This is a genomic window from Muricoccus harenae, assembly GCF_009848505.1.
GTDB classification, from domain to species: Bacteria; Pseudomonadota; Alphaproteobacteria; order Acetobacterales; family Acetobacteraceae; genus Roseomonas; species Roseomonas harenae.
Window position 1 is genome coordinate 413,244 of the sequence record NZ_WWDL01000001.1, and the last position, 23,530, is coordinate 436,773.

Below are 23,530 nucleotides of genomic sequence, written 5' to 3' on the forward strand. Positions count from 1 at the left end.
TCCTTATCCTGGTCCTGCCGCGGCCCCGGTCCCGGAGGGGGACAGCGAGAAAGCGGGCAGGAGAGTCTCGATCGCGACGGCCATCCGTTCGGGCAGGGCCCCGGCATCCGCCGCGATCCGGGCGGCGGCTGAGGTCATGGACCGGGCCCGGAGCGGATCGGTTAGCACGAGCGCCGCCGCCTCGGCCAGCGCGGCGGAATCCGCCACCCGCAGGGCGGCTCCGGCCCCGAGCAGCCGGTCGGCGATGGCGGTGAAGTTGGCAGTGTGGGGCCCCAGCAGGATGGGGCAGCCGAGCCGGGCCGCTTCCAGGGGGTTCTGCCCGCCATGGGGAATGAGGGATCCGCCAATCAGCGCCGCTCCGGCGACACGGTAGAGCAGGCCGAGCTCGCCGAGGGTGTCGGCAACATAGATCGCGGTGCCGGGCGTCGGCAGCGCGCCGCCAGACCGCAGCACGAGGGGCGGTGGGCCCTCGTCTGCGGCCAGGAGGGAAGCCAATTCCCGCGCCAGGGCCGGACCGCGCTCCGGGTGCCGCGGGGCGACGATGGTCAGCAGATCTGGCAGGCGCGCGCGCAACAGCCCATGGGCCTCGGCAATCTGAGCCTCCTCGCCCGGATGCGTGCTGGCGGCCAGCAGCACGGGGCGGGCGCCGATGGCCCTGCGCAGGGCGGCGAGGGCGGGTTCGGGCGCGGGCAGGGGGCGGGCGGCGAATTTCAGGTTACCCCAGGCGCGGGCGGATTCGGCCCCCAGCGCACGCAGGCGTGCCGCATCCAGCTCCGTCTGCGCGATCACCAGCCGGAAGGCGCCGAAGAGCCGCCTTGCCATCCCCGGCATCCGACCCCAGCCCTTCGCGGAGCGGGCGGAGACCCGTGCATTCACCAGCGCCATCGGCACGCCCCGCGCTGCGGCGGCAAGGATGAGGTTCGGCCAGATCTCGCTCTCGATGAACACCGCGGCATCTGGTCGCCAGCCATCGAGGAAGCGGGCGACATGCCCCGGCACGTCCAGCGGCGCGAAGCGGTGCTGCACCCGGGCGGCCAGGGAGGGCGGCAGGCGCTCCTCCAGCAGCCGCGCGGCGGTGACGGTGCCGGTGGTGACCAGGAAGTGCAGGGCCGGGCGTGTGGCGGCCAGCGCCTCGATCAGCGGCAGGGCCGACTGGCTTTCGCCCACGCTGGCGCCATGCAACCAGAGGAGCGGCCCGGCCGGGCGGTCCGCCCCCTCGCCACGGCGCTCGCGCAGTCGTGCGGGATCCTCCTTGCCGCGGCGCGCCCGACGCGTGAGCCAGAGCGGCATGAGGGGGGCTGCGGCCGTGGTCGCGGCGCGCCAGGCCAGGAGCGGTAGCGCGGCGCACCAGCCCGGTTCGGGGGGCGTGCTCAAGCCGCTCTAGCCAGGGAGGTGGTGGAGGCGCCTTCTTCAATGCGCCGGCGTGAAGGAAATGCCTGGGGGCCAGGCTGCGCGGGCCTGGGGCAGGAGGGGGCGGTCAGCCGCCGGAGCATGGGAAGCGTGCCATGGGATGCGGCGGCCCTAACACGGGTCCGCCTGCAGGTCACGGGCACGGCCCATGGGCAGGGCTACAGCAGCCCGAGAATGGCCAGCTCTCGGCGCAGCTTCGGGGGCAGGGCCTCGATGCCTTCTGCCACTGCCTCGCCAGCCGCCAGGTCGGGCGGCGCGGACTCCGCCGTGAGGTAGCGCCAGCCCTGGAAGGGCTTCATCGGTCGGGGATGCACCGGCACCAGCCCAGGCTCGAGGATGATGGCCGTGGCCGCCGTGCCGTCGGCACGCTTCACCGGCTCGAGCGCCAGGATCCGTTGGCGCACGCTGAGGATCCCCGCCACCACCCAGTAGAGCGAGCCGCCCTGCAGGATCTCCGGCGCCCGGCGCGGCGTCATGCGGGTAACATGGCGCAGGCCTTCGGCGCTCGCCGCGCGGGCCGCCTGCGCGCGGGCCATCGCGGCCACGTCCTTCGGCCCCACGGCCAGCTTGATGATGTGCAGCACGCCAGGCGATCTGCGCTCTCAGCGGGCGCCGTGCAAGGCGCGATGCCGCAGCCGGAGCCCGTGCTTATCGGTCGGTTAGGGAATCGCCACGCAGACTGGGGGCCGTTCAGTTGAAGGGGCGGTCCAAGGCCATGCGCGCGTTCCAGAACCTATCCGTCGCCCGGAAGCTCGGCGCCACCGCCGGGCTGGCGATGCTTCTCCTCACCGGGCTTGTCGGCCTCGTCTGGTCCGAGCTGCAGGCGGTGGCCCAGCAGCAGGAGAACCTGCGCGGCGCGGCCCGGGTGCTGGCCCTGGTGGAGCGTGCGGGCGCCCGCGCGGCCCAGGCACCGGTGGCGGAGGCCGATCTGAACACCGCCCAGGACCTGCAGGCGGCCCAGGGTGCCGCCGCGAAGGCGCGCGAGGCCCTGGCGGCCGCCCGGACCCTGGCCGAGGAGGCCGCCTCGGCCACCACGCTCCCCGCGGCGCGCGATGCGGCGCGCGCCGCCATCCCCGCGACGGGCGGCTACGAGGCCGCGATAGGTCGGATGCTAGAGGCCCGCTCCCGCATGATCGAGGCGCGGGACGACAAGCTCTATCGCCTCAACTCCGAGTTCGACCAGGGCATGGAAGCCGTGCTGGGGGCACTGGAGTTCGAGGTGCCCGATCGTGCCCAGGTGGATGAGGTGCGTAGCCGCGTCATGGCCTTCAGCAATGCCGCGAACGAGGTGCGGCTGGCGATCCAGCGCTTCCTGATCACGGGCGAGGAGGCGCAGGCGCGCCGGGTGCGCCGCGCCATCGCGCAGCAGCGCGTGCATCTCCGTGGCGTGCTGTCCTACGCCCTGTCGGACCGGCTCAAGGATGACGTGAACCGGATCGGCGTGCTGGCAACGGGGCTGGCCGAGGCGTCGGAGACGATCCTGGCCACGATCGCCGATCTGGCGACGATCCGCCGGGAGCAGGCCGAGCCCGGCGCGGCCGCGGTGCGGGCCGCGCTGAGCGATGCCACCCGCATCCTGCGCGATGATGAGGTGGCGCAGCGCGACGCCATGGATGGAGCGCTGGCGGATGTGGAGGACTTCACCCTCTGGATCGGCGGCGCGGTGGCGCTGATCCTGCTCGCCTCCTCCTGGGCCAGTGCGCGGGCCATCGGCGGGCCGCTGCGCCGCGCCGCGGGTCGGGTGTGGGCGATTGCGGCAGGCGATACCTCGCCAGGTGGCGCGGCCGAGATGGCGGATCGCGCGCGGCGGGACGAGATCGGCCGGATCGCTGCGGCGCTGGAGGATCTCCGCGGCACGGTGGGGCGCGCCTTCGGCCAAGCGCAGATGATCGAGCAGATGCCGCTGGGGCTGATGGCGGCCGACCCCTCCCTTCGCGTGACCCATACGAATGCGGAGATGGGCGCGGTGCTCGCCCGGCTGGGTGTGGACGGACCGGTGCTGGGCCTGACGCTGGACGAGCTGCCCCTGGAGGGGCTCGCCGGGCTGCGCGCCACCCTCTCCGACCCCGCTTCCCTGCCGCACCGCATTCGCTTGCCGATCGGCGCGGAGGTGGTGGACCTGCAGGCTTCCGCCATCACCGACGGCACCGGGGCCTATGCCGGGCCGATGCTGACCTGGCGCCTGGCGACGGAGGAGGCGCGGCTGGCCGATACCTTCGAGGAGGAGGTGGGTGCCGTGGTGGAGAACCTGGCCGGGCAGGTGGAGCAGCTGCGCCGTGCCGCGGGCGAGGTGCATGGCACTGCCGATCGCTCCGGCCGGGAGGCAGGGCAGGTGGCCGAGGCCGCTGCCCGCGCCAGCGGCGAGGTGGGCGCGGTCGCCGCTGCCGCAGAGGAAATGGCGGCCTCGATCACCGAGATCACCCGGCGCGTGGCCGAAGCGGCCGAGGTGGCGGCCCAGGCCGTGTCCGAGGCGCGGGCGACGGATGGCACGGTGCGCGGCCTGTCCGACAGCGCGGCCCGGATTGGCGACGTGGTGCGGCTGATCGGCGGCATCGCCGGCCAGACCAACCTGCTTGCCCTGAACGCCACCATCGAGGCGGCACGGGCCGGGGAGGCCGGGCGCGGCTTCGCGGTGGTGGCCAGCGAGGTGAAGACCCTGGCTGCCCAGACCGCCAAGGCGACGGAGGAGATCTCCACCCAGATCCAGCAGATGCAGGCGGCGACGAGCGGTGCGGTGGAGGCGATTCGCGGCATCGGGGCGACGGTCGAGCGCACCAGCGGCATCGCCACCGCCATCGCCGCCGCGGTAGAAGAGCAGGGGGCGACGACGCGGGAAATTGCTCGCAGCGCCGCCCAGGTGGCCGGGGGCACGGATACGGTGAACCAGGCGATCGCCGGGATCCGCGCCGCCGCCGAGGAGACCGGGGAGGCTGCTGGCGGCATGCTGGCTGCCACCGAGGCGCTGGCCGGGCAGACCACCATCCTGCGGGAAAAGTCGGCCGGGTTCCTGCGGGCAGTGCGCGCCGCCTGAGGGGATCGCCCCCCCGCCGCTTGCGCAAAGGGGGCGCCCCACCCTATCTGCGGCCCGCCGTTCCCGGCGGAGGGTGCCGGCGGGAGGGTTTTGTTGATGGCTTATCGGATTGCGGTTGCCGGCGCTGGCAGTCAGCTCGGGCGCGAGATCATCAAGACGCTGGCGGAGCGAAGCTTTCCGGCCTCCTCCGTTGTCGCCCTGGCTACTGGCCGCGCGGTCGGGGGCAATCTCTCCTATGGGGAGCAGGACCTCAAGGTGCAGGCGGTGGAGCGGCACGACTGGTCCGAGACGGACCTGGCCTTCCTCGCTCCCGGCACGCCTGCCCCGGCCTCCCTGTCCCGCAAGGTGACCGGCGCCGGATGCGTGGTGATCGACGTGACCGGATCGGGCGATCCCGATGCCCCGGTGGTGGTGCCGGAAGTGAATCCAGGTGTCCTCGCCTCGAATCCGCGCGCCGTCGCCTCCCCGGCGGCCGGTGCGATCCTGCTGGCCATGGTGCTGCATCCGCTGCAGGCCCAGGGCAAGCTGCTGCGGGTGGTGGTGACCTCCCTCCAGCCCGTCTCCGGCGCAGGGCGGGATGCGATGGACGAGCTGTTCAGCCAGACCCGGGGCGTTTTCGTGAATGACACGGCCACGCCCGAGCAGTTCACGAAGCCTATCGCCTTCAACCTGATCCCTCATATCGGCGGCTTCGGCGAGGCCGGGGTGACGGAGGAGGAGGAAGCGATCGCCGAGGATTCGGCGCGCCTGCTGGGTGGCGTGGCGGTGGCGGCGACCTGCGTGCGGGTGCCGGTTTTCATCGGTCAGGCCCTTGCGATCCATGCCGCCTTCGACCAGCCGGTGGATGAGGCGGAGGCGCGGGAGGCCATCCGCGCCGCGCCGGGGCTGACCCTGCTCGATCGCCGGGACGATGGCGGCTATGTCACCCCACTGGAGACCGCGGGGGAGGATCCCGTCTTCGTCTCCCGTCTGCGGGTGGATCCGACCGTGCCGAACGGACTCGCCCTGTGGTGCGCGGGGGATAACCTGCGCAAGGGCGGGGCGCTGAACGCCGTACAGATCGCCGAGGAGATGCTGCGGCGGGGCGTCCTGGACATCTGAGGGTGCCAAGAAGGGTGCGGTTACAAGGGCCTGCAGCGCTTGCGGGCCATCTACTTGCGAGCGCTTCGCAACACTTTGATTTCGTGCGATTGACGCTTTGACGTACCGCACCATAAAAGCCCCGCAGCCGTCCGCGGACCTGTCACGCGCCCGGCGAGAATACAGGACGCCGCATGGCCAATTCCCACGACGCGCGAGAGGCGACCATGATCGGCCGCCGCACGGACGGCACGATCGTCCGCCGGCCGCTCTCCCCGCATCTGCAGGTCTACGACATGATGCAGATGACGAGTGCGCTTTCCATCATGCACCGTATCACCGGCAGTGCCTGGGCGATCGGGCTCATCTTCTTCGTCTGGTTCCTGGCGGCCGCAGCCTCGGGGCCTGATGCCTATGCCGGCGTGCAGTGGTTCATGGGCAGCTTCATCGGCGTGATCATGCTGTTCGGCATCACGGCGGTGGCCTGGTACCACACGCTGGCCGGGGTGCGGCACCTGGTCTGGGATGCGGGCTATGGCTACGACATCCCGACGACCTACCGCACCGGCTGGGCGGTGATCATCGGCACGGGCGTGATGACGGTCCTGACCTGGATCGTGGCCATCATCGCCTGGGCTTCGTGAGGAGGCACGCATGACCGAGCATCAATCCCGCCTCCAGACCCCGTTGGGCCGCGTGCGCGGCGCCGGCTCTGCCAAGGGCGGCACGCATCACTGGTGGATGCAGCGCGTCACCTCCCTGTCGCTGCTGCCCCTGATGATCTGGTTCGCCTTTTCCATCGCCGCCAAGGCCGGCGCGCCCTGGGAAGTAATGGCCGAATGGATCGGCCGGCCGGTGAACGCCGTTCTGCTGATCGTGCTGATCGCGGTGGGCTTCTACCACACGGCCAGCGGCCTGCAGGTGGTGGTGGAGGACTATGTCCGCCCCGAACGCGCGGTCATGCTGTCGAACCTGGCGATCAAGGCGGTCTGCGTGCTGCTGGGCCTGCTGGCGGCGCTTTCCGTCCTCCGGTTGGCCATCTGATGCGCCTCGCGCGGCATTCCCTGTCCGGCCGCGCGAAGGCTCCCCATATCCAGGTCGGGCGCCCGTGCGTCCGGCTTCCGCGCCCTGAGGGGCGTGACGAGACACGCGCCGGATGCGGCGCCAAGACTGACGAGAGCCCGCGATGAACGCCATTAGCCAGCCGCCGCGCCCCGGGATCAACGGCGGCGCCTATCGAATCGTGGACCACACCTATGACGTGGTCGTGGTCGGTGCCGGTGGCGCGGGCCTGCGCGCGACCTTCGGCATGGGGGCCGCGGGCCTCAAGACCGCCTGCATCACCAAGGTCTTCCCCACCCGCTCCCACACCGTGGCGGCGCAGGGCGGGGTCGGTGCCTCGCTCGGCAATATGGGCGAGGATGACTGGCGCTGGCACATGTACGATACTGTGAAGGGGTCGGACTGGCTCGGCGACCAGGACGCCATTGAATACATGTGCCGCGAGGCCGTGCCGGCGATCATCGAGCTGGAGCATTACGGCGTGCCGTTCTCCCGCACCGAGGACGGCAAGATCTACCAGCGCCCCTTCGGCGGCCACATGCAGCATTACGGTAAGACGCCGGCGATGCGCGCCTGCGCCGCGGCCGACCGCACGGGCCATGCGATCCTGCACACGCTGTACCAGCAGTCGCTGAAGCATAACTGCGAGTTCTTCGTCGAATACATCGCCCTCGACCTGATCATGGACGAGGAAGGCGCCTGCCGCGGCGTGATGGCCTGGAACCTCGAGGACGGCACGATCCACCGCTTCCGGGCCCAGACCACGGTGATGGCGACGGGCGGCTATGGCCGCGCCTATTTCTCCTGCACCTCCGCGCATACCTGCACGGGCGATGGTGGCGGCATGGTGCTGCGCGCCGGCCTGCCGCTGCAGGACAACGAGTTCGTGCAGTTCCACCCGACCGGCATCTACGGCTCCGGCTGCCTCGTCACCGAGGGGGCGCGCGGCGAGGGCGGCTACCTCACCAATTCCGAGGGCGAGCGCTTCATGGAGCGCTATGCGCCGACGGCGAAGGACCTCGCGTCCCGCGACGTCGTCTCCCGCGCCATGTCGATGGAGATCCGCGAGGGCCGCGGCGTCGGCCCGGAGAAGGATCACATCCACCTGCATCTTGAGCATCTCGGCGCCGAGCTGCTGCATGAGCGCCTGCCCGGCATTTCCGAGACGGCGAAGATCTTCGCCGGAGTGGATGTGACGAAGGAGCCGATCCCGATGCTCCCGACCGTCCATTACAATATGGGCGGCATCCCCACGAACATCCATTGCGAGGTGCTGCGCCCGACCGCGACCGATCAGGACGCGACGGTGCCCGGGCTGATGGCAGTGGGCGAGGCGGCCTGCGTCTCGGTGCATGGTGCGAACCGCCTCGGCACCAACTCCCTGCTCGACCTCGTGGTGTTCGGCCGCGCGGCCGCGCTGCGCGCCAAGGACACGATCCGCCCTGGTGCCACCCAGGCGCCGCTGCCGGAGGGCGCGGGCGAGAACGCGCTCGCTCGCCTCGACAAGGTCCGCTACGCGAAGGGCGGCACCCCGGTCGCCGAGCTGCGCCTGCAGATGCAGCGCACGATGCAGGCCCATGCCGCAGTGTTCCGCACTTCCGACCTGCTGAAGGAAGGCGTCGACAAGATGGCGGTCGTGGCCCAGGGCTATGACGACATCCGCATCGCCGACCGCAGCCTGATCTGGAACAGCGACCTAGTGGAAGCGATGGAGCTGGACAACCTGATCGGCAATGCGCTGACCACGGTTGTGGGCGCCGAGGCCCGGCACGAGTCCCGCGGCGCCCATGCGCATGAGGACTTCCCTGAGCGCGACGACCAGAACTGGATGAAGCACACCCTCGCCTGGGTGAACGACAAGTATCAGGTGCGGCTCGACTACCGCGACGTGAAGATGCGGACCCTCACCAACGAGGTTCAGGTCTTCCCGCCCAAGGCACGCGTTTACTAGAGCATGGCACACCATGCTCTAGCCCTTTGTTGGATCGCGCGATCCACGCCTGCGACGATCGCGCTCTAGGAAGCCCGGAACCCATGGCGACCTTTACCCTTCCGAAGAACTCCACCGTCCAGCCCGGCCAGACCTACAAGGCCGAGGCCGGGGCGACGAACGTGCGCTCCTTCAAGATCTACCGCTGGGATCCGGATACGGGCGAGAACCCGCGGATGGACACTTACGAGATCGATCTCGACAAGTGCGGGCCGATGGTCCTGGACGCGCTAATCAAGATCAAGAACGAGACGGACTCGACCCTCACCTTCCGTCGTTCCTGCCGCGAGGGCATCTGCGGCTCCTGCGCGATGAACATCGACGGGCTGAACACCCTCGCCTGCCTCAAGCCGATCGAGGACGTGACGGGCGCGGTGCGGATCAACCCGCTGCCGCATATGCCGGTGGTGAAGGACCTGGTGCCGGATCTGTCGCAGATCTACGCCCAGCTCACCTCCATCCAGCCCTGGCTGAAGGCCGACACCGCCCCGCCGCCGGACAGCGAGCGCCTGCAGTCCAAGGAGGAGCGCGCCAAGCTCGATGGGCTCTGGGAGTGCATCCTGTGCTTCTGCTGCTCTACCGCCTGCCCCTCCTACTGGTGGAACGGCGACCGTTATCTCGGCCCGGCCGTGCTCCTGCAGGCTTATCGCTGGATCGCTGACAGCCGCGACGAGTATCAGGGCGAGCGCCTGGACCAGCTCCAGGATCCGTTCCGCCTCTATCGCTGCCACACGATCATGAACTGCGCCCGGACCTGCCCGAAGGGGCTGAACCCGGCCCAGGCCATCGGCGAGATCAAGGTGCTGCTGGCCGAGCGCGAGGGCTGACCAGCCCTCCTCTCGCATGAGGGCCGCGATCATCGGCGCTGGCCCCGCAGGGCTGGCCGCGGCGGAGGTGCTTTCGGAAGCGGGCGTTGCGGTCACCGTTCTGGACCGCATGCCCAGCCCAGCGCGCAAGTTGCTGATGGCCGGGCGCGGCGGGCTGAACCTGACGCATACCGAGCCCTTCGGAACCTTTCTCTCCCGCTACGGTGAGGCGCGGCCGTGCCTGGAGCCGGCAATCCGCGCCTTTCCGCCGGAAGCCATCCGCGCATGGTGCGAGGGGCTGGGACAGCCGACCTTCGCGGGCACCAGCGGGCGCGTCTTTCCGAACGTGATGAAGGCGGCCCCCCTGTTGCGCGCTTGGCTGGCGCGGCTGGGGGAGCGCGGCGTCACCCTGCTCACGCGGCATGCCTGGACCGGCTGGAATGCCGATGGCGCCCTAACCTTCGACCGACCTGGCGATGAGCCCCTGCATCTGAAGCCGGACGCCACCCTCCTGGCATTGGGCGGCGCCTCCTGGCCGCGGCTCGGATCCGATGGCGGCTGGGCGCCCATCCTGTCGGCGCGCGGCGTGGCGGTGGCGCCCTTCGCCCCAGCCAATTCCGGTCTCCTCATTCCCTGGTCGCAGCATCTACGGGACCGCTTCGCCGGAACGCCGTTGAAGCGCATCGCGCTCTCCTTCGGCGGTCGCACGGTGCGGGGGGAGGCGGTGATCACCGCGCATGGGCTGGAGGGCGGCGCCGTCTACGCACTCTCCGCCGCTATCCGCGACGCCGTGGCCGTAAGCGGAGAGGCGGAGGTCACGCTCGACCTGCGGCCGGACATGCCGGCGGAGGAGGTCGCCCGCCGCATGGCGGCACCCCGGCGCGGCCAGTCGCTTTCGAACCACCTGCGCCGGCAACTCACCCTTCCGCCCGCCGCCATCGCCCTGCTGCGCGAGGGCACGGCGCCGCCCGAGGCGGCCATCAAGGCGCTTGCACTTCGCGTTACGGGTGTAGCAGGGCTGGAGCGGGCGATTTCCTCCGCCGGCGGGTTGCGCTGGGACGAGCTGGACGAGGATTACGGTCTGCGCCGCATCTCCCGCCTTTTTGCGGCCGGGGAGATGCTGGATTGGGAGGCACCGACCGGTGGGCACCTGCTGACCGCCTGCCTCGCCACGGGGCGGGCGGCGGCGCAGGGGATGCTGCGCCTCCGGGCCTGATCGGGTGACGCCGTTCCCCTTCAGGAAGTCGAGCATCAGCTGCGAGCCTGCCTTGCCTGCTCCGGGCGGTGGCCGGCGTGGAAGCCGTGCAGGGCGCTAGGATGGATCACCAGGACGAAGCGCTTGCCGGCATCGCGCATGGCCGTCTCTATCCGGTGCAGACTCTCGACCGGGATTCCGGTGTCGGCTTCGTTGTAGGACGCCGGCTGGCCACTGCCCCCACCAAGCGATGCCCGCCTTCAGGCGCGGGTTATGCGCGGCATAGGTTCAGACATTCTGTCCACCCCGACAGTCCCCACGAAGCCGTGCTGCCCAAGCCATTCGAAGGGCAGGGCGAGATCATTTCCTCGGCGGGTGGGGTTTCGGTCTGGTCTTCATGGCGGAATGCTGTGGAAGGACACACAACCTACGCGGGACGACCTGCAGGCCGCTGCAAGATCGCGGGCGCGACGGGGCCGAATGCGGCGGCGGGGAAATCCGATGCCGCAGCGCAGCGGATCGGCGGCCCGCCCGTTGTGCCGGCGACGCAACCCCGATCCGTCCTGAAGATGCCATGAAGATCCAGCTCGGCTGCGACCTGGGATACCAGGTCACCGGCCCCACCACCTTCATTCTGAACATCCAGCCTGCCAGTACTCCGCGGCAGCGGATCCTGAGCGAGACGCTTGCCATCACGCCCGAGGGCACACGGACGGAAAGCTGGACGGTGCCGGAGACCGGCAACCGCTACCTCCGCATCCATGCCGAGGCTGGGACGGAGCTGCAGATCCATCATGAGGCGGAGGTGGAGCTGGATGCGCATGTGGTGGACCCCTCAGAGTTGACCGAGGTTCCGCCGGGCGAGTTGCCGCCCGAGGCGCTGCCGCATCTCTGGCCCTCCCGCTTCTGCGAATCGGACCGCCTGCAGCGCCTGGCCCAGCGCGAGTTCTGCGATACCCCGCCCGGCCATGCACGGGTGACGGCCATCTGCAACTGGGTGAACGACCGCATCGCCTATCTGCGCGGCGCTTCCGGCCCGACCACCACCGCGATCGAGACGATGGTGTCGGGCGCCGGCGTGTGCCGCGACTTCGCGCATCTCTCGGTGGCGCTGTGCCGCGCCCTGGGCATTCCAGCACGCTATATCTCCGCCCATGCACCCGGCCTGGTGCCGCCGGATTTCCACGCAGTCTTCGAGGCCTTCCTTGGCGACAAATGGTGGCTTTTCGACGCGACACGCCAGGCGCCGCTGGAGGCGCTGGTCCGGATCGGGCAGGGGCGCGACGCCGCGGAGGCAGCCTTCGCCGAGTTCCATGGCGACGCGACTCCGATCCGCATCGAGGTGCGGGCCGTGGTGACGGAGGGGCTGGACGTGCAGCGCGATGTTCGGACGACCCTGGCCGTGGCGGAGACGCCATAGCCGCTCATCGCCCAACTTGGTCGGCGCTAACTACACCGGCAGCGTTCAAAGCCCCTGGCCAGACTCAGATCGCGAAGTTCAACGGTTCCGAGGAAGGCCGTTGCAGCCCGGCGGCTTGTGCCCGGCGCAGCAGATCCTCCAGCGTCAGCCCTTCGAGCTTTTCGCGCAGGGCCTCATCCAGTTCGGCCCAGAGGGGCACGATTACGCCGGAATGGAGCGCGCCGGAGAGATCGCTGCCGCCCTCCGTGCCATCGGCGACCGCCGCGACGGCTTCGGAAAGGCGGATGTCGCGCGGGCGGCGGCCAAGGCGGTAGCCGCCGCGCGGACCGCGCACCCCTTCCAGCAGCCCGGCGCGGGACAGGGCCTGGAAAACCGGCTCGATGCCGCGGCGGGCGGCGCCGAGGCGGTCCGCCACCTCGGCGCCGCCCGCGACCGCGCCATTCGTTCCTCGCCCGGCGTGGAAGGCCACGTCCAGCAGGACGGAAATGGCGGTCAGGGCACGGTCCTGGCGCAGCAGGCGGAGAAGTTGCGGCATGCCCGTTATTTACGTGTGCTTCGCGTGGATATCCAGGGTGGCAATGTCGGTTTCGGTCAACGAAAGGGAGGATGGACAGGCTGCCAAGTCATCCAGCCGGTGTCTTCGCTTGTCCGGCCCTTCGCGGGACAGTTCCGTGACAGGCGCGCAACGCGCTTGCGGTGACCCTGTCGCGGGCGCAGCACGGGGCACGAAAGGATGGTTCCATGGCCCATAGGATCGACGATATCGCGCAGCTCGAAGCGCTCTACGGGGTGCCGAACGACGCCTCGACGGTGAAGGAGGTGGCGCTCGTCACGCCCGAATACCGCGCCATGATCGAGGCCTCGCCCTTCCTGGCGTTGGCGACGAGCGGACCGGAGGGGCTGGACTGCTCCCCACGCGGCGACCGGCCAGGGGAGCTGGTGCGCCTGGCGGACGAGCGTACCCTGCTCATGCCCGACCGGCGCGGCAACAACCGGGTGGATTCGCTGCGCAACATCCTCCGCGATCCGCGGGTGGCGCTGATGTTCCTCATCCCTGGCCATGGCAATGCGCTGCGGGTGAACGGGCGCGCGCATCTCTCGGTGGAGCCCTCGCTGCTGGAGAGCTTCGTGGTGGAGGGGAAGGCGCCGCGCAGCGTCATCGTGGTCGCGGTGGAGAGCGTCTACTTCCAGTGCGCGCGCGCGGTCATCCGGGCGCGGCTCTGGGATGCGCAGGCGCGGGTGGCGCCGGGCAGCCTGCCGACGCCGGGGCGCATCCTGGCCTCGCTGAGCGCGGGGCAGGTGGGCGGGGAGCCCTATGACTCGAACTGGGCGGCGCGAGCGAAGGAAACGATGTGGTAGCGCACCGCGCCGCGCCAGCCTGAGCGGCAGGTTCAGGCCAGCGGCCGCGTGCCGCGTCCGCGCATCAGCACGATCCGGGCGACACGCGTCGCCTCTGCTAGATCTGGGAAGGCGGCGCCTTCCAGATCCTCCAGCACGGGATCGGTGGCGAGGAAGAGCCAGTCGGCCTCACGCGCCACAGCGACACCCACGAAGCGTCCCTCGACACTGATGGGACGGGAGGCGTTCATCGTCACAGCCCACCCAGGGCGCGCAGCAGGGCGCGCTCGATGTCCGACTGGCGCGGCGGGGCCGGCGTGCGCGGGAAGAGGCGCGCAAAGAGGTTTCGCAGGGAAGTGAAGGGGCCGCGCAGGGTGCGGGTCTGAAGCATGGTGTCCGTCTCCGGCCATCAGGGCCTGGATGGAGGGATGAGGAGGGTGGTGCGGTGCGGTCAGGGCCGACAGCGGCGGGGCAGTTGGAACATCGCTTGCTAAACCCGGGGCTTGCGAAATCCCCGACTCCCGTGTGGATGGCCTAAGATTCAACGCCATCAGGGCGTACGTCAACGAAATGAAACGATTGAATTTCGTCGTATATGGGGGATGAAGCTGTTGCCCGGCCCGGCTTCGGTGGTGGACGCCGCCCAGGCATCCCGTATTAAGGCCGAACCATGCCATCCAATCCCGTCCAGCCCAGCAATCCCCCGCGCGGCCGCCTCTATGGAAGCGTGCTCGAGGCTGTCGGCGCGACGCCGCTGGTTCGCCTGCCCCGGCTGGAAGCCGCCGAGGGGCTGGCCGCGCGGTTGGCACTGAAGCTGGAGTTCTTCAATCCGCTGGGCTCGGTGAAAGACCGCATTGGCCTGGCGATGGTGGAGGAGGCGGAGCGCGCCGGCCTCATCCGCCCGGGTGATTCCACCCTGGTGGAACCGACTTCCGGCAATACCGGAATCGCGCTTGCCTTCGTGGCCGCCGCCAAGGGCTACCGGCTGGTGGTGGTCATGCCGGACGGCGCCAGCGAGGAGCGCCGCAAGATGATGGCCTTGCTGGGCGCCGAGTTGGTGCTGACGCCGGCGAAGCGCGGCATGGCCGGGGCGATCGAGAAGGCGGATGCCATCGTCGCCTCCACGCCCGGGGCCTGGATGCCGCGCCAGTTCGACAACCCCGCCAATCCTGACATCCACGCCCGCACCACGGCTGAGGAGATCTGGGCCGATACGGCGGGGGAGATAGATACGGTGGTGGGCGGAGTCGGCACCGGCGGCACGCTGACCGGCATCGCGCGTGCGCTGAAGCCGCGCCGGCCGGGCTTGCGCGTGATCGCGGTGGAACCCGCGGAGTCCGCCGTGCTGTCGGGCGACGAGGCCGGGCCGCATGACATCCAGGGCATCGGCGCCGGCTTCTGCCCGAAGGTGTTGGAGCTGGATCGGATGAATGCGGTGATGCGTGTCTCCGAGCGCGAGGCGATCGCCGCCGCCCGCCGCTGCGCGCGGGAGGAGGGAATCCCCATCGGCATCTCCTCCGGCGCCGTGCTGCATGCGGCGCTGCAAGTGGCGCGCGATCCGGCGATGGAGGGCAGGTTGGTCGTCGGCATCGCGGCGAGCTTTGCCGAACGCTATCTCTCGACCGAGCTCTTCGCGGGACTCTGACCCGCATGCCCAGCCTGCGCGCAAGGCTGCTGGTGGCGGCGCTCCGGCTCTGCCGCGTCAAGCAGGTGGCCGGCAACACGGAACGCTTCACCCGCTTCGTGCATTGGGCGCAGAGGCATGGCCCCGCTGGGCCGGGCCGGCAGCGGGAACGGCGCCTGGCCATCAGCCGGGCGAGCTTCGGCGGCCATCCGGTCTTCACCGCCGCGCCGCGTGAGGGCGGAAGCCGGCACCACATCCTCTACCTGCATGGCGGCGCCTATGCCTTCAGCCTGGCGGACCTGCACTGGCGGGTGATCGAGGGAATGATTGCGCGCACCGGCGCCTCGGTGACCATTCCGATTTATCCGCTGGCGCCCGTCCATACATGGCGCGACGCCTTCGCCATGGTGCGGCCGCTCCATGCCGCGCTGGCCGCGCGGCATGGAGCCGAGAACCTCACGGTCATGGGCGATTCGGCCGGGGGCGGCATGGCGCTGGCCCTGGCGCAGCAGCTGCGTGATGCTGGGGAGAAGTTGCCGGCGCGGCTGGTGATGTTCTCGCCCTGGCTCGATGTCACCATGCGCGATCCGGGCGCGCTCGCGATCGACCCGCGCGACCCGTTCCTGGCCGTCGCGCCCGCGCGGCTGGCGGGGGAATGGTATGCTGGGGACCTGCCCCTGGACGATCCGCGCATCAGCCCGGTCTTCGGCTCTCTCGCTGGGCTGCCGCCCATGGCGGTCTTCACCGGCACGCGGGACATGCTGCATGCGGATGCCTGCCGGTTGCGCGCCAAGGCGGCCGAGGAGGGGGCGCAGCTCGTCTTCCACGAAGGCGCGGGGATGATCCATGTCTGGATGATGATGCCGATCCCCGAGGCGCGGCCGGCGCTGGACCAGGCGGCCGCCTTCATGGAGGGCCTGCCCCCGCCGGGCTGAGGGCAGTTCCATTGTTCCGACCCGGCCAGCATGCGATCCTCGCTGTGGTCTCGGAGGGCCGGAGGAGTCACCATCACCCCGAAATCGCTTCCCGTCGTCGTCGCGATCGGAGCCTCGGGCTCTGACGGGCTTGACGACATCAAGGTGCTGCTGAGCGCCCTTCCGAACCCCATCCCGGCCGTCATCCTTGTCGTGCTTCACCGCCCGGTGAACCAGATCAGCCATCTTCGCGGGATCCTGGCGCGGGCCTTCGCGGCCGAGGTGCGGGTGGCTTCGCAGGATGAGCGGTTCGAGCCGGGCGTCTGCTATATCGGCGAGCCTGACCAGCACCTGACCTTGGCGGCGCACAGCCTGGCGGAGATGATCGACGATCCGTCGAACCGCCACCGCAACCGGACGATCGACGCGTTGTTTCGCTCCGTCGCCCGCCATGCCGGCCCGCGGATGATTGGGGTGGTGCTGTCAGGATCCCTCGATGACGGGTCGCGCGGACTGGCGGCCATTCACGCCGCCGGCGGGACCACCATGGTACTCGATCCCACGGGGCGGACCTTTCCGGAGATGCCCCGGAACGCCATCCGCTATGACGGCCAGGTCAATCTGGTCGGCTCCGCGAAGGAGATCGCCGAAGCCATCGGGCAGCTGGCGGCCTCCCTGGCCGGGAAGACAACGCCGCGGCTCTGATCCGCCGCGGCGCCGTTTCGTCAGGCTGCCGCGCGCTGCGTGGCGGCCAGTTCGCGGCCGAGGAAGCTGGCGATGGCGCCCGGACCGGAGCGGTCCGTGCCCGCCAGCCCGGCCGCGGCTTCGGCATCCGGGTTGTAGTTGGTGTTGGTGTTCACGTCGTAGGTCAGGACCTGGCCTTCGGGCGTGCGGATGAACTCGATGCCGGCCACCTCGACGCCATTCGCAGCCAGGAAGCCTTCCAGCTTCTCGCGCTGCGCGGCGTCGATGCCTTCGGGGATAACGCGAAAGCGGGGTCCGGGCGCGGTGCCGACGGGGCAGGCGGCGTCACCAATGGCGGCGCTGGGGGCGGGCACCTCGCAGACATCGGCCGGGCACAGCTCGAAGCCTGAGGAGGTGTCGACTTCCACCGCGTAGAGGAAGCGGCCGCCGACGAATTCGGCGCGCGTGATGAAGGGACGGGCGGCGCGGATATAGTCCTGCAGCAGCCAGAGGCCATCGGCGGGCAGCTCATCCTCCGGCGCATCGGCCAGGAAGGCGGCCAGCGCATCCGGATCGGCGAAGAGGCGGACGCCCAGGCCCTTGCCGCCGCGGTTGGGCTTCAGGATCAGCGGGCCATTGCCGTAGCGGCGGCGGGCGGCGGCGACCACGTCATCGGCCTCGCCGCGCACCACGACGGTGCCGGGCACGGTGATGCCGGCGGCTTCCAGCGCGGCATATTGGCGCGCCTTGCTGATCTCGAGGTCCAGGGCGCGCGGGCCGTTCACGACGCGGCGGCCGAAGCGCTCCAGCCAAGCCAGCACGGCCGCGGTGAGCTCGGCCGAGTAGCGATGCCCGCGGGTGTGGGAGGAGGCGGACATGCGGTTGTAGAACACGCCTTCCGGCGGCGGCTGGGACAGGTCGAAGGCGCCGGAGGAGAGATTCCACTCCGCCCAGGGCAGGCCGCGCTGGTCGAAGGCACGGGCGAGGGGCGGAAGCCACTCGGGATTTTCGTGAATAACGTGAATCTTGGACATAAAGGCGCCTCCGGGACGGGCTGCGATGTGGTCCCGGAAATATCCCGATCAAGGTTCGTACGAAAGCTTAATTCACGCAGGGTGGCAAAGTGTCCGGTCAGACCTGCCGGATGCGGGTAAAGGTGGAAAGCCCAGCCTGGTCGTCCCGTGGGTTCGCCTGATGGGCGGCCACGCGATCAAACTGATCCGGCGGCAGTTGGGGCAGGCGCCCCAGCCGGCGGCATGAGCCTCGGGGTTCATCCCGGCGCAGGCGTGCATGATCGAGCGCAACCTCGTCCACCGCCTTTAGAACCCAGTCCTTAGCCGGCGGCAGCGAGTTCGCGGCGGAGCTTCTACAGGTCGCGTGGGCCACGCGGGGCTTCGAGCCCGATCTCGCCCGCCATGGGAAGCGGGATGCGGGGCGCTCTTGGCGCCCGGCCGGGGGCCAGCGCATCCTTTCGCCGCTCATCCGCGAGGAAGGCGATCATGGCCCTGCGCTGCGACCTCATCATCCGCGACGCAACGCTGATCGACAGCACGGGAGCGCCCCGCCGCCGCGGCGACATCGGCGTGAGGGGTGACCGGATTTTTGCCATGGGCGACCTCTCCGCGGCCAGCGCGGACCGGGAGGTGATGGCCGAGGGGCGCGCCGTCGCGCCCGGCTTCATCGACGCGCATACGCATGACGACCAGGTGGTGCTCTGCGGCCCCGCTTGCATGCTTTGCAAGACAAGCCAGGGCGTCACCACCGTCGTGACCGGCAATTGCGGCATCAGCCTCGCCCCCGTGCCGATGGCGGAGCGCCCGCCGGCGCCGCTTGATGGTATCTGCGCACCCGAATGGTGGATCTTCGACAGCTTCGCCGCCTATGCGGAGCGGCTGCGCGCCACGCCGTCCTCCGTCAACACGCTGGCGCTGATCGGGCATATGTCGCTGCGCGTCGGCGCCATGGGCCGCGATACGGACCGCCCAGCGACGGATGGCGAGGCGGAGCGGATGCGGCGGCAGCTCGCGCAATGCCTGGCCGAAGGTACGGCGGGCTTCTCGACGGGCCTGTTCTATCCGCCCAGCAAGCATGCCCCGACCGATGAGGTGATCGCAGTGGCGGAGGCCCTGCGCGGCACGGGCGGGCTCCATGTCACGCATATGCGGAACGAGGCGGAGGGCGTGCTCGAATTGATCGAGGAAACGCTGCAGATCGGCGAGGCCGTGGGCGCGCCAGTGGTGATCAGCCATCACAAATGCGCCCAGCCCGAGAACCATGGCCGTTCCGTGGAAACGCTGCCGCGCATCGCGCGCCATGCGGAGCGCTATCCGGTCGCCTTCGACGTCTATTCCTACACCGCCTCCTCCACCTCCCTCGCAGCGCGCAAGCCGCGGTCGGACGTGCCGGTGCAGATCACCTTCTCGGTCTCGCATCCGGAGATGGCGGGGCGGATGCTTGCCGACGTCGCGGAGGAATGGGGCGTGACGCTGGAAGCGGCGGCGGAGCGGCTGATGCCGGCCGGCGGCGTCTTTCACAACATGGTGGAGGAGGATGTGCGGCGGATCATGGCGCATCCGCTCGCGATGATCGGCAGCGATGGCGGGCCGCTGGCAAAGCAGCCGCATCCGCGCCTCTGGGGCACCTTCCCGCGGGTACTCGGGCATTACAGCCGGGAGCTGGGCCTCTTCAGCCTTGAGGCGGCGGTCCACAAGATGACGGGGCGCACGGCTTCGGTCTTCGGCATCCCCGATCGCGGCGTGCTGCGGGAAGGTGCCTTCGCCGATCTGGTGATGTTCGATCCCGAAACGGTGCGCGACCGTGCGACCTTCGCCGAGCCGCGCCAGGTGGCGGAGGGCATCCTGGAAACCTGGGTGAACGGGCAGTCTGTCTACACGCGGTCCGGCGGCGCGAGCGATACGCCAGCCGGGCGGCTGCTGCGGCGGGAAGCCGCCTGAGCGCCTACATCCCGGCCCAGCGCAGCAGCGCCATCGCCGCAACGCCGATGACGATGGACAGGCCGAAATTGCTCCAGCGCGCATGGGCCGCCGCGCAGGGTATGCTGGCCAGCGCCGCGGCCATGTCCTGGCGCGAAAGCGCCAGCGCCACATAGGCGGCGAAGAGCGGCGCCGGCAGGTTGCGGAGCAGCGCATCGAGGAAGGGCGGCGTCCGCACCGCGCGCAGCACGGCATAGCCCCCGGCGCGGCAGAAATAGGTGACCAGACCCATGGCGAGGATCGCCAGGGTCACGTCCCAGCGCATCGTCATGCCCGTGCTCCCGGTCGCCGGGTCTCGCGCCACGCCGCCAGGGTGGCGCCCGCGAAGGCGCCGACCAGTAGCGGCAGCGGCGGCGGAAGGTGCAGCGCCTGCACGGCCACCGCGCTCCCGGCCGCCAGCAGCCAGGGTGGCACGTCCTGCCGCGGCCCACGCCACAGCGCGACGAGGATCGCCACGAAGCTGGCAGTGGCCGCGAAGAAAAGCGGGTGTTCCGGCGGCAGCGCCACCACCGAGCCGAGGAGATGGCCTGCCGCCGTGGCCGCGACCCATCCGATCCAGGTGAAGAGGCCAAGGCCGAAGAGATAGCCCGCATCCCGCTCGCCCTTCCGGTTCGCCGCGACCGACAGGGCGAAGGAATGGTCGACCAGGAAGAAGAGCGAGCCCCAGAGGCGCCAGCCCCGCAGGTGATCCAGCCAGAAGGAGAGGGCGGCGCCGATCGGCACCATGCGGATGTTCACCACCAGCGCCGCAATGGCGACGGCCAGGATGTCGGGCGGGTTCGTCCACAGCTCGAGCGCGAGGAGCTGGGAGGCGCCGGCGAAGACGACGCCGCTCATCAGCAACGTCTCGGCCAGGCTCAGCCCGTGGCGCAGGGAGATCACCCCGACGATCACCCCGAAGGGCGCGATCCCAAGCAGCAGTGGGATGCCACTCCGGACCCCGCGCAGGATCCCGGCCGGGGTGAAGGTGATGCGCATGCGCGGCGGTATAAAAGGGAAGGGGGGCTGGCGCCATGCGCCGCCCCCCCTTCGAGTTTCGCGGCCGTGAATGGCCGCGCCGTCAGTCGTTCTTGTGGCTGTTCATCCCGCCCTTGGTGCCGGCCGAGGAGGCGCGGTCCGGGTTGTTGGCGAAGTTGTTCGGGTCGTTCTCCTTGCCGCTTCCAACCGTCTCCTGGGAGACGCCCTTCTTGCCCGCGGCGGCGTCGTGGCTGCCGGACTGCTTCTTGTCATGCGACTCGGAATGGCTGGTCGCCATGGCGGACCTCCGCGTTTTCATTGATCGGGACGCCCGCTCGGGCTCCCGTCCAGTAACGCGGGTGGGCAGGCAGGTTTGCGAGGCCGCCTGCTTTCGCCTTCCCCTAGACGACTAGCCGCGCCGGGATTCGATGATCCGTGCCTCGGCTTCAGCCGGATCGAAGTCCAGTGCTGTCTCGGCCACGTCGCGCGGGAAGCCGGCGCGGGCGAGGGAACCCAGGGCCTTCATCCGGGCGGCGCGGGCCGCCTCGGTTTCCTCCGATGGGGCAGGATCGAAGGGACCCTGGCGGCGGCGGCGCAGATGGGCCAGGGCGGCCGTCACCTCATCGGTCGCGGCCTCCTCCAGCATTTCGGAGGCTATTTCCCCCCCCACGCCCTTGGACGTCAGATGGGCGGCGATGGCGCGGCGGGAACGACCGGCGCGGGCAAGGCGGCGGGTGCGGGCGGCGGCGAAGGCGGCATCGTCCACTGTGCCGGCCGCGACCATGCGGCGCGCCACGGCCAGAGCCGCCGCGCGGCCCTGGGCCACGATGGGGGCGATGGCTTCGGGCGCCATTCCCTCCCGCTCGGCCCGCTGCGCCCAGCGGGCGACGCGGCGCTGCAGCACGCGCGCGAGCCCCGCTTCGGTGGCGGCGAAGCGGGCCAGATGGTTCAGCGCGGCCTCGTGCAGCCGGGCCTCGGTGGGGGCGGGACCGGCGGTGGGCGCACGGCGCTCCCGCGGTGGGCGGCGGCGCGCTGGGGTCGGCTTGTCCTCGGCCATGCCGCCAGCCTGCCACGCTGGGGAACGCGGGGGGAGAGGCGCCGGGGCGCAACCCCGCTCGGGCCGAGGGCGTTCCCTCGGCAGCCGGAAGACGCAAACGCAAGGAGGCGCCGCATGTCCGCCCGTTCCACCAAGTCCAGCCTACTGAGCCTCACCGCCGCTGCCGCACTGCTCGCCGCCCCTGCTTTCGCCCAGACCCAAACCCAGGCGCAGTCGCGCGACGGCGCTCCCGGCAATCCGCCCTCCACCGCCACCCAGCGCGCGGCCGATGCTGCGACGGGCAACCAGACGCCGCCCGACGGCACCCCCGGCAACCCGCCCGGCACCGCCCTGGGACGCGCCGCCGAGCGCGCGGGCAATGCTGTCAGCGGCGCGGCGGACCGGGCGGGTGACAATGCCAGCAGCGCCAACCAGCGCGCCGGCGATCCGGCAAATACCCAGAACCGCCCGGACGGCACGCAGGGCAACCCGCCGGGCACGGTTGTCACCCGGGGCATCGATCGTGCGCTGGGCAGCAACACCTCGGGCGCCTTCCCGGAGAATGAGCGCGACCGGAACAACCGGCAGGCCCAGAACAACCAGGGGAGCAACCCGGGCGCCCAGGGCTCGGCGGGCACCGAGCGCGGCACCGTGACCGGCCGCGGCCCTGCCGCCCAGGGCGGCAGCCGCGACAACGAGCCGCCGGCGGCCAATGCCAATCCGCGGGCGATGGGCAGCACCCAGGCCCAATCCGGTCCGCAGGCGGGCCCCAGCACCTCGCAGACCGGCATGCCCGGCGCGGTGAACACGACACCGGACGGCGGCCAGGCGCGTGCCGGCACGGCCAATGTGCCGCTGCAGAACCAGGCCGCCGGCAATGCGCCGGCCAATCCGTCCGGCCCGAACGGCGGCGCGAACACAGACCGCAACGCCGCGGCGAATGCGCCCGCTGCCGGGGCAGCCAACGCGGGGGCAGCCAACACGACCGCCAAGGCCCCGGCTGCGCAGACCGACCGGGCGAGCCGCATCATCGGCGCCACGGTCTACAACGAGCGCAACGAGTCCATTGGCTCCGTGGATGACCTGATTCTGCCGCAGGGCAATGCCTCGCCGATGGCGGTGGTGTCGGTTGGCGGCTTCCTCGGGATCGGCGCGAAGCTCGTGGCGGTGCCGATTTCCGACCTGCGCTGGTCCGCCGCCGACAACCGCTGGACGATCACCGGCGCGACGAAGGAGAGCCTCACCTCGCTCCCCTCCTACTCCTACGACTCCGCCCGCCGCGGCTGATCCGGCCGTCTCATCGAAGGGCTCGGATGCTGGCGCATCCGGGCCCTTCGGCATGTCCGGTCGCCCGGCTCGTGTCACGCTCTGTCATATGTTGCCATGAAGCGCGATGGCGGACGGAACCGGAACGGGAATGCGGCGTTGCCCTTGTAGATCCCGCTGGCAAGGCGGGATCAGAACAACCCGACCGGAGAGAACTCCTGATGCTGTTCAACACCTTCCGCGCTGCGGCGCTGGTCCTCACCATTGGCGGCCTGGCTGCCTGTACCCAGGACCCGCTGAACACGGCCAACCGCCCTGACGGCACCCCGGGCAACCCCGCCGGCACCGAAGCGACCCGCGCCAATGCCCGGATCGGCGATCCGCTGAACACGGCGAACCGTCCGGACGGCACCCCGGGCAACCCGCCGGGCACCGCCGTCTCCCGCACCAACGAGCGCATCGGCGACCCGCTGAACACCGCCGGCCGCCCGGATTGCGCCCCGGGCAACCCGCCGGGCACCGCCGTCTCCCGCACTCTCGGGACAACCGACCCCAGCGACTGCGCGCCGGTCACGCGCCGCAGCCGCCGCTGATCGGGGCCGGTTCAACCGGGGCGCCTTCGGGCGCCCCGCCAGCGGGGCGGTGGCCGCAAGGCTGCCGCCCTTTGCGTTTTGCATCACAGGCTTGCTTTGACCCGGATTTCGCTTTCCGGCATGTTCGCCGG

General features: G+C 70.6%; 26 protein-coding genes and 1 pseudogene. 15 read left to right on the forward strand and 12 right to left on the reverse strand.

The window, feature by feature from the left end; all coding sequences use genetic code 11:
* Positions 1-3: 3 nt before the first annotated feature.
* A complete protein-coding gene (locus GSE44_RS01890; RefSeq protein WP_235924499.1) occupies positions 4-1,374 on the reverse strand; it encodes a 3-deoxy-D-manno-octulosonic acid transferase in 1,371 nt (456 codons plus the stop codon).
* Positions 1,375-1,568: 194 nt separating this feature from the next.
* Positions 1,569-1,994 carry a DUF1489 family protein gene (locus GSE44_RS01895; RefSeq protein WP_159346676.1) on the reverse strand — a complete coding sequence of 142 codons (426 nt, stop codon included), beginning with the start codon at positions 1,992-1,994 and terminating at the stop codon, positions 1,569-1,571.
* Positions 1,995-2,125: 131 nt separating this feature from the next.
* Here GSE44_RS01895 and GSE44_RS01900 point away from each other — a divergent pair, with 131 nt between their 5' ends.
* The 7 genes from GSE44_RS01900 (at position 2,126) to GSE44_RS01930 (ending at position 10,595) form a co-directional block, all read left to right on the forward strand.
* On the forward strand, positions 2,126-4,441 hold the full coding sequence (locus GSE44_RS01900) for a methyl-accepting chemotaxis protein (RefSeq protein ID WP_159346678.1): 2,316 nt from the start codon (positions 2,126-2,128) through the stop codon (positions 4,439-4,441).
* 96 nt (positions 4,442-4,537) lie between these two features.
* Entirely contained in the window at positions 4,538-5,542 is a 1,005-nt protein-coding gene (locus GSE44_RS01905) for an aspartate-semialdehyde dehydrogenase (protein WP_159346686.1), read from the forward strand.
* 173 nt (positions 5,543-5,715) lie between these two features.
* Entirely contained in the window at positions 5,716-6,165 is a 450-nt protein-coding gene (gene sdhC, locus GSE44_RS01910) for a succinate dehydrogenase, cytochrome b556 subunit (protein WP_159346687.1), read from the forward strand.
* Positions 6,166-6,175: 10 nt separating this feature from the next.
* Entirely contained in the window at positions 6,176-6,565 is a 390-nt protein-coding gene (gene sdhD / locus GSE44_RS01915) for a succinate dehydrogenase, hydrophobic membrane anchor protein (protein ID WP_159346689.1), read from the forward strand.
* A gap of 142 nt (positions 6,566-6,707) precedes the next feature.
* Positions 6,708-8,534: a succinate dehydrogenase flavoprotein subunit gene (gene sdhA / locus GSE44_RS01920; protein ID WP_159346691.1), complete on the forward strand. Its 1,827-nt coding sequence runs from the start codon at positions 6,708-6,710 to the stop codon at positions 8,532-8,534.
* 83 nt (positions 8,535-8,617) lie between these two features.
* Positions 8,618-9,400, forward strand: coding sequence for a succinate dehydrogenase iron-sulfur subunit (locus GSE44_RS01925; RefSeq protein WP_159346693.1), 783 nt, complete (start codon positions 8,618-8,620; stop codon positions 9,398-9,400).
* 16 nt (positions 9,401-9,416) lie between these two features.
* Positions 9,417-10,595 carry a TIGR03862 family flavoprotein gene (locus tag GSE44_RS01930; protein WP_159346695.1) on the forward strand — a complete coding sequence of 393 codons (1,179 nt, stop codon included), beginning with the start codon at positions 9,417-9,419 and terminating at the stop codon, positions 10,593-10,595.
* 35 nt (positions 10,596-10,630) lie between these two features.
* On the opposite strand, the pseudogene GSE44_RS01935 reads toward GSE44_RS01930, so the two are convergent.
* Positions 10,631-10,783: pseudogene (locus tag GSE44_RS01935) on the reverse strand (dienelactone hydrolase family protein); the annotation flags it as partial.
* Positions 10,784-11,148: 365 nt separating this feature from the next.
* On the opposite strand from GSE44_RS01935, the gene GSE44_RS01940 reads away from it, so the two are divergent.
* Positions 11,149-11,994 carry a transglutaminase domain-containing protein gene (locus GSE44_RS01940; RefSeq protein WP_159346697.1) on the forward strand — a complete coding sequence of 282 codons (846 nt, stop codon included), beginning with the start codon at positions 11,149-11,151 and terminating at the stop codon, positions 11,992-11,994.
* Between the two features lie 64 nt (positions 11,995-12,058).
* Here the strand turns inward: GSE44_RS01940 and GSE44_RS01945 are convergent, their stop codons facing one another.
* Positions 12,059-12,529 carry an RrF2 family transcriptional regulator gene (locus tag GSE44_RS01945; RefSeq protein ID WP_159346699.1) on the reverse strand — a complete coding sequence of 157 codons (471 nt, stop codon included), beginning with the start codon at positions 12,527-12,529 and terminating at the stop codon, positions 12,059-12,061.
* Positions 12,530-12,735: 206 nt separating this feature from the next.
* Between GSE44_RS01945 and GSE44_RS01950 the strand changes: the two genes are divergently transcribed.
* Positions 12,736-13,353: a pyridoxamine 5'-phosphate oxidase family protein gene (locus tag GSE44_RS01950; protein ID WP_159346701.1), complete on the forward strand. Its 618-nt coding sequence runs from the start codon at positions 12,736-12,738 to the stop codon at positions 13,351-13,353.
* A gap of 32 nt (positions 13,354-13,385) precedes the next feature.
* Here the strand turns inward: GSE44_RS01950 and GSE44_RS01955 are convergent, their stop codons facing one another.
* A complete protein-coding gene (locus GSE44_RS01955; protein ID WP_159346703.1) occupies positions 13,386-13,583 on the reverse strand; it encodes a hypothetical protein in 198 nt (65 codons plus the stop codon).
* A gap of 2 nt (positions 13,584-13,585) precedes the next feature.
* Complete coding sequence (locus GSE44_RS01960) at positions 13,586-13,723, reverse strand: hypothetical protein (RefSeq protein WP_159346705.1); 138 nt, start codon at positions 13,721-13,723, stop codon at positions 13,586-13,588.
* Positions 13,724-14,002: 279 nt separating this feature from the next.
* Here GSE44_RS01960 and cysK point away from each other — a divergent pair, with 279 nt between their 5' ends.
* From cysK to GSE44_RS01975, 3 genes are read left to right on the forward strand one after another with little or no spacing between them, the layout of a single operon-like run.
* Positions 14,003-14,977 carry a cysteine synthase A gene (cysK, locus tag GSE44_RS01965; RefSeq protein ID WP_159346707.1) on the forward strand — a complete coding sequence of 325 codons (975 nt, stop codon included), beginning with the start codon at positions 14,003-14,005 and terminating at the stop codon, positions 14,975-14,977.
* A 5-nt stretch (positions 14,978-14,982) separates the two neighbouring features.
* Positions 14,983-15,891, forward strand: a complete 909-nt coding sequence (locus tag GSE44_RS01970) for an alpha/beta hydrolase fold domain-containing protein (RefSeq protein ID WP_159346709.1) — start codon at positions 14,983-14,985, stop codon at positions 15,889-15,891.
* Positions 15,892-15,921: 30 nt separating this feature from the next.
* Positions 15,922-16,575 carry a chemotaxis protein CheB gene (locus GSE44_RS01975; protein ID WP_159346711.1) on the forward strand — a complete coding sequence of 218 codons (654 nt, stop codon included), beginning with the start codon at positions 15,922-15,924 and terminating at the stop codon, positions 16,573-16,575.
* Positions 16,576-16,595: 20 nt separating this feature from the next.
* Here GSE44_RS01975 and GSE44_RS01980 read toward each other — a convergent pair whose 3' ends face one another.
* Positions 16,596-17,588 carry an ATP-grasp domain-containing protein gene (locus GSE44_RS01980; protein ID WP_159346713.1) on the reverse strand — a complete coding sequence of 331 codons (993 nt, stop codon included), beginning with the start codon at positions 17,586-17,588 and terminating at the stop codon, positions 16,596-16,598.
* A 332-nt stretch (positions 17,589-17,920) separates the two neighbouring features.
* Positions 17,921-18,055 (reverse strand): hypothetical protein, encoded by a 135-nt coding sequence (locus GSE44_RS26120; protein ID WP_268893612.1) that lies wholly within the window; start codon positions 18,053-18,055, stop codon positions 17,921-17,923.
* Here GSE44_RS26120 and GSE44_RS01985 point away from each other — a divergent pair.
* On the forward strand, positions 18,054-19,508 hold the full coding sequence (locus tag GSE44_RS01985) for an N-acyl-D-amino-acid deacylase family protein (RefSeq protein ID WP_159346715.1): 1,455 nt from the start codon (positions 18,054-18,056) through the stop codon (positions 19,506-19,508). The genes GSE44_RS26120 and GSE44_RS01985 overlap by 2 nt on opposite strands.
* Before the next feature lie 4 nt (positions 19,509-19,512).
* Here the strand turns inward: GSE44_RS01985 and GSE44_RS01990 are convergent, their stop codons facing one another.
* The 4 genes from GSE44_RS01990 to GSE44_RS02005 form a co-directional block, all read right to left on the reverse strand.
* A complete protein-coding gene (locus GSE44_RS01990) occupies positions 19,513-19,818 on the reverse strand; it encodes an AzlD family protein (protein ID WP_235924501.1) in 306 nt (101 codons plus the stop codon).
* Positions 19,815-20,525 (reverse strand): AzlC family ABC transporter permease, encoded by a 711-nt coding sequence (locus tag GSE44_RS01995; protein ID WP_235924502.1) that lies wholly within the window; start codon positions 20,523-20,525, stop codon positions 19,815-19,817. The genes GSE44_RS01990 and GSE44_RS01995 overlap by 4 nt, the downstream gene beginning before the upstream one ends.
* 82 nt (positions 20,526-20,607) lie before the next feature.
* A complete protein-coding gene (locus GSE44_RS02000) occupies positions 20,608-20,802 on the reverse strand; it encodes a KGG domain-containing protein (RefSeq protein WP_159346717.1) in 195 nt (64 codons plus the stop codon).
* Between the two features lie 111 nt (positions 20,803-20,913).
* The gene (locus GSE44_RS02005) at positions 20,914-21,561 is read right to left on the reverse strand and encodes a RecX family transcriptional regulator (protein ID WP_159346718.1); all 648 of its coding nucleotides are present in this window, start codon (positions 21,559-21,561) and stop codon (positions 20,914-20,916) included.
* A 114-nt stretch (positions 21,562-21,675) separates the two neighbouring features.
* Between GSE44_RS02005 and GSE44_RS02010 the strand changes: the two genes are divergently transcribed.
* Together GSE44_RS02010 and GSE44_RS02015 are read left to right on the forward strand one after the other, a co-directional pair.
* Complete coding sequence (locus tag GSE44_RS02010; protein WP_159346720.1) at positions 21,676-22,827, forward strand: PRC-barrel domain-containing protein; 1,152 nt, start codon at positions 21,676-21,678, stop codon at positions 22,825-22,827.
* 200 nt (positions 22,828-23,027) lie between these two features.
* The gene (locus tag GSE44_RS02015; protein ID WP_201305882.1) at positions 23,028-23,399 is read left to right on the forward strand and encodes a hypothetical protein; all 372 of its coding nucleotides are present in this window, start codon (positions 23,028-23,030) and stop codon (positions 23,397-23,399) included.
* The last annotated feature ends 131 nt before the right edge of the window (positions 23,400-23,530 follow it).

What these genes read in the sequence shown, in the direction of transcription:
- GSE44_RS01900 (WP_159346678.1), top strand. Translation starts at nt 2,126, where the DNA reads ATGCGCGCGTTCCAGAACCTATCCGTCGCCCGGAAGCTCGGCGCCACC.
- GSE44_RS01905 (WP_159346686.1), top strand. Translation starts at nt 4,538, where the DNA reads ATGGCTTATCGGATTGCGGTTGCCGGCGCTGGCAGTCAGCTCGGGCGC.
- sdhC (WP_159346687.1), top strand. Translation starts at nt 5,716, where the DNA reads ATGGCCAATTCCCACGACGCGCGAGAGGCGACCATGATCGGCCGCCGC.
- sdhD (WP_159346689.1), top strand. Translation starts at nt 6,176, where the DNA reads ATGACCGAGCATCAATCCCGCCTCCAGACCCCGTTGGGCCGCGTGCGC.
- sdhA (WP_159346691.1), top strand. Translation starts at nt 6,708, where the DNA reads ATGAACGCCATTAGCCAGCCGCCGCGCCCCGGGATCAACGGCGGCGCC.
- GSE44_RS01925 (WP_159346693.1), top strand. Translation starts at nt 8,618, where the DNA reads ATGGCGACCTTTACCCTTCCGAAGAACTCCACCGTCCAGCCCGGCCAG.
- GSE44_RS01930 (WP_159346695.1), top strand. Translation starts at nt 9,417, where the DNA reads ATGAGGGCCGCGATCATCGGCGCTGGCCCCGCAGGGCTGGCCGCGGCG.
- GSE44_RS01940 (WP_159346697.1), top strand. Translation starts at nt 11,149, where the DNA reads ATGAAGATCCAGCTCGGCTGCGACCTGGGATACCAGGTCACCGGCCCC.
- GSE44_RS01945 (WP_159346699.1), bottom strand. Translation starts at nt 12,529, where the DNA reads ATGCCGCAACTTCTCCGCCTGCTGCGCCAGGACCGTGCCCTGACCGCC.
- GSE44_RS01950 (WP_159346701.1), top strand. Translation starts at nt 12,736, where the DNA reads ATGGCCCATAGGATCGACGATATCGCGCAGCTCGAAGCGCTCTACGGG.
- GSE44_RS01955 (WP_159346703.1), bottom strand. Translation starts at nt 13,583, where the DNA reads ATGAACGCCTCCCGTCCCATCAGTGTCGAGGGACGCTTCGTGGGTGTC.
- GSE44_RS01960 (WP_159346705.1), bottom strand. Translation starts at nt 13,723, where the DNA reads ATGCTTCAGACCCGCACCCTGCGCGGCCCCTTCACTTCCCTGCGAAAC.
- cysK (WP_159346707.1), top strand. Translation starts at nt 14,003, where the DNA reads ATGCCATCCAATCCCGTCCAGCCCAGCAATCCCCCGCGCGGCCGCCTC.
- GSE44_RS01970 (WP_159346709.1), top strand. Translation starts at nt 14,983, where the DNA reads ATGCCCAGCCTGCGCGCAAGGCTGCTGGTGGCGGCGCTCCGGCTCTGC.
- GSE44_RS01975 (WP_159346711.1), top strand. Translation starts at nt 15,922, where the DNA reads ATGCGATCCTCGCTGTGGTCTCGGAGGGCCGGAGGAGTCACCATCACC.
- GSE44_RS01980 (WP_159346713.1), bottom strand. Translation starts at nt 17,588, where the DNA reads ATGTCCAAGATTCACGTTATTCACGAAAATCCCGAGTGGCTTCCGCCC.
- GSE44_RS01985 (WP_159346715.1), top strand. Translation starts at nt 18,054, where the DNA reads ATGGCCCTGCGCTGCGACCTCATCATCCGCGACGCAACGCTGATCGAC.
- GSE44_RS26120 (WP_268893612.1), bottom strand. Translation starts at nt 18,055, where the DNA reads ATGATCGCCTTCCTCGCGGATGAGCGGCGAAAGGATGCGCTGGCCCCC.
- GSE44_RS01990 (WP_235924501.1), bottom strand. Translation starts at nt 19,818, where the DNA reads ATGACGATGCGCTGGGACGTGACCCTGGCGATCCTCGCCATGGGTCTG.
- GSE44_RS01995 (WP_235924502.1), bottom strand. Translation starts at nt 20,525, where the DNA reads ATGCGCATCACCTTCACCCCGGCCGGGATCCTGCGCGGGGTCCGGAGT.
- GSE44_RS02000 (WP_159346717.1), bottom strand. Translation starts at nt 20,802, where the DNA reads ATGGCGACCAGCCATTCCGAGTCGCATGACAAGAAGCAGTCCGGCAGC.
- GSE44_RS02005 (WP_159346718.1), bottom strand. Translation starts at nt 21,561, where the DNA reads ATGGCCGAGGACAAGCCGACCCCAGCGCGCCGCCGCCCACCGCGGGAG.
- GSE44_RS02010 (WP_159346720.1), top strand. Translation starts at nt 21,676, where the DNA reads ATGTCCGCCCGTTCCACCAAGTCCAGCCTACTGAGCCTCACCGCCGCT.
- GSE44_RS02015 (WP_201305882.1), top strand. Translation starts at nt 23,028, where the DNA reads ATGCTGTTCAACACCTTCCGCGCTGCGGCGCTGGTCCTCACCATTGGC.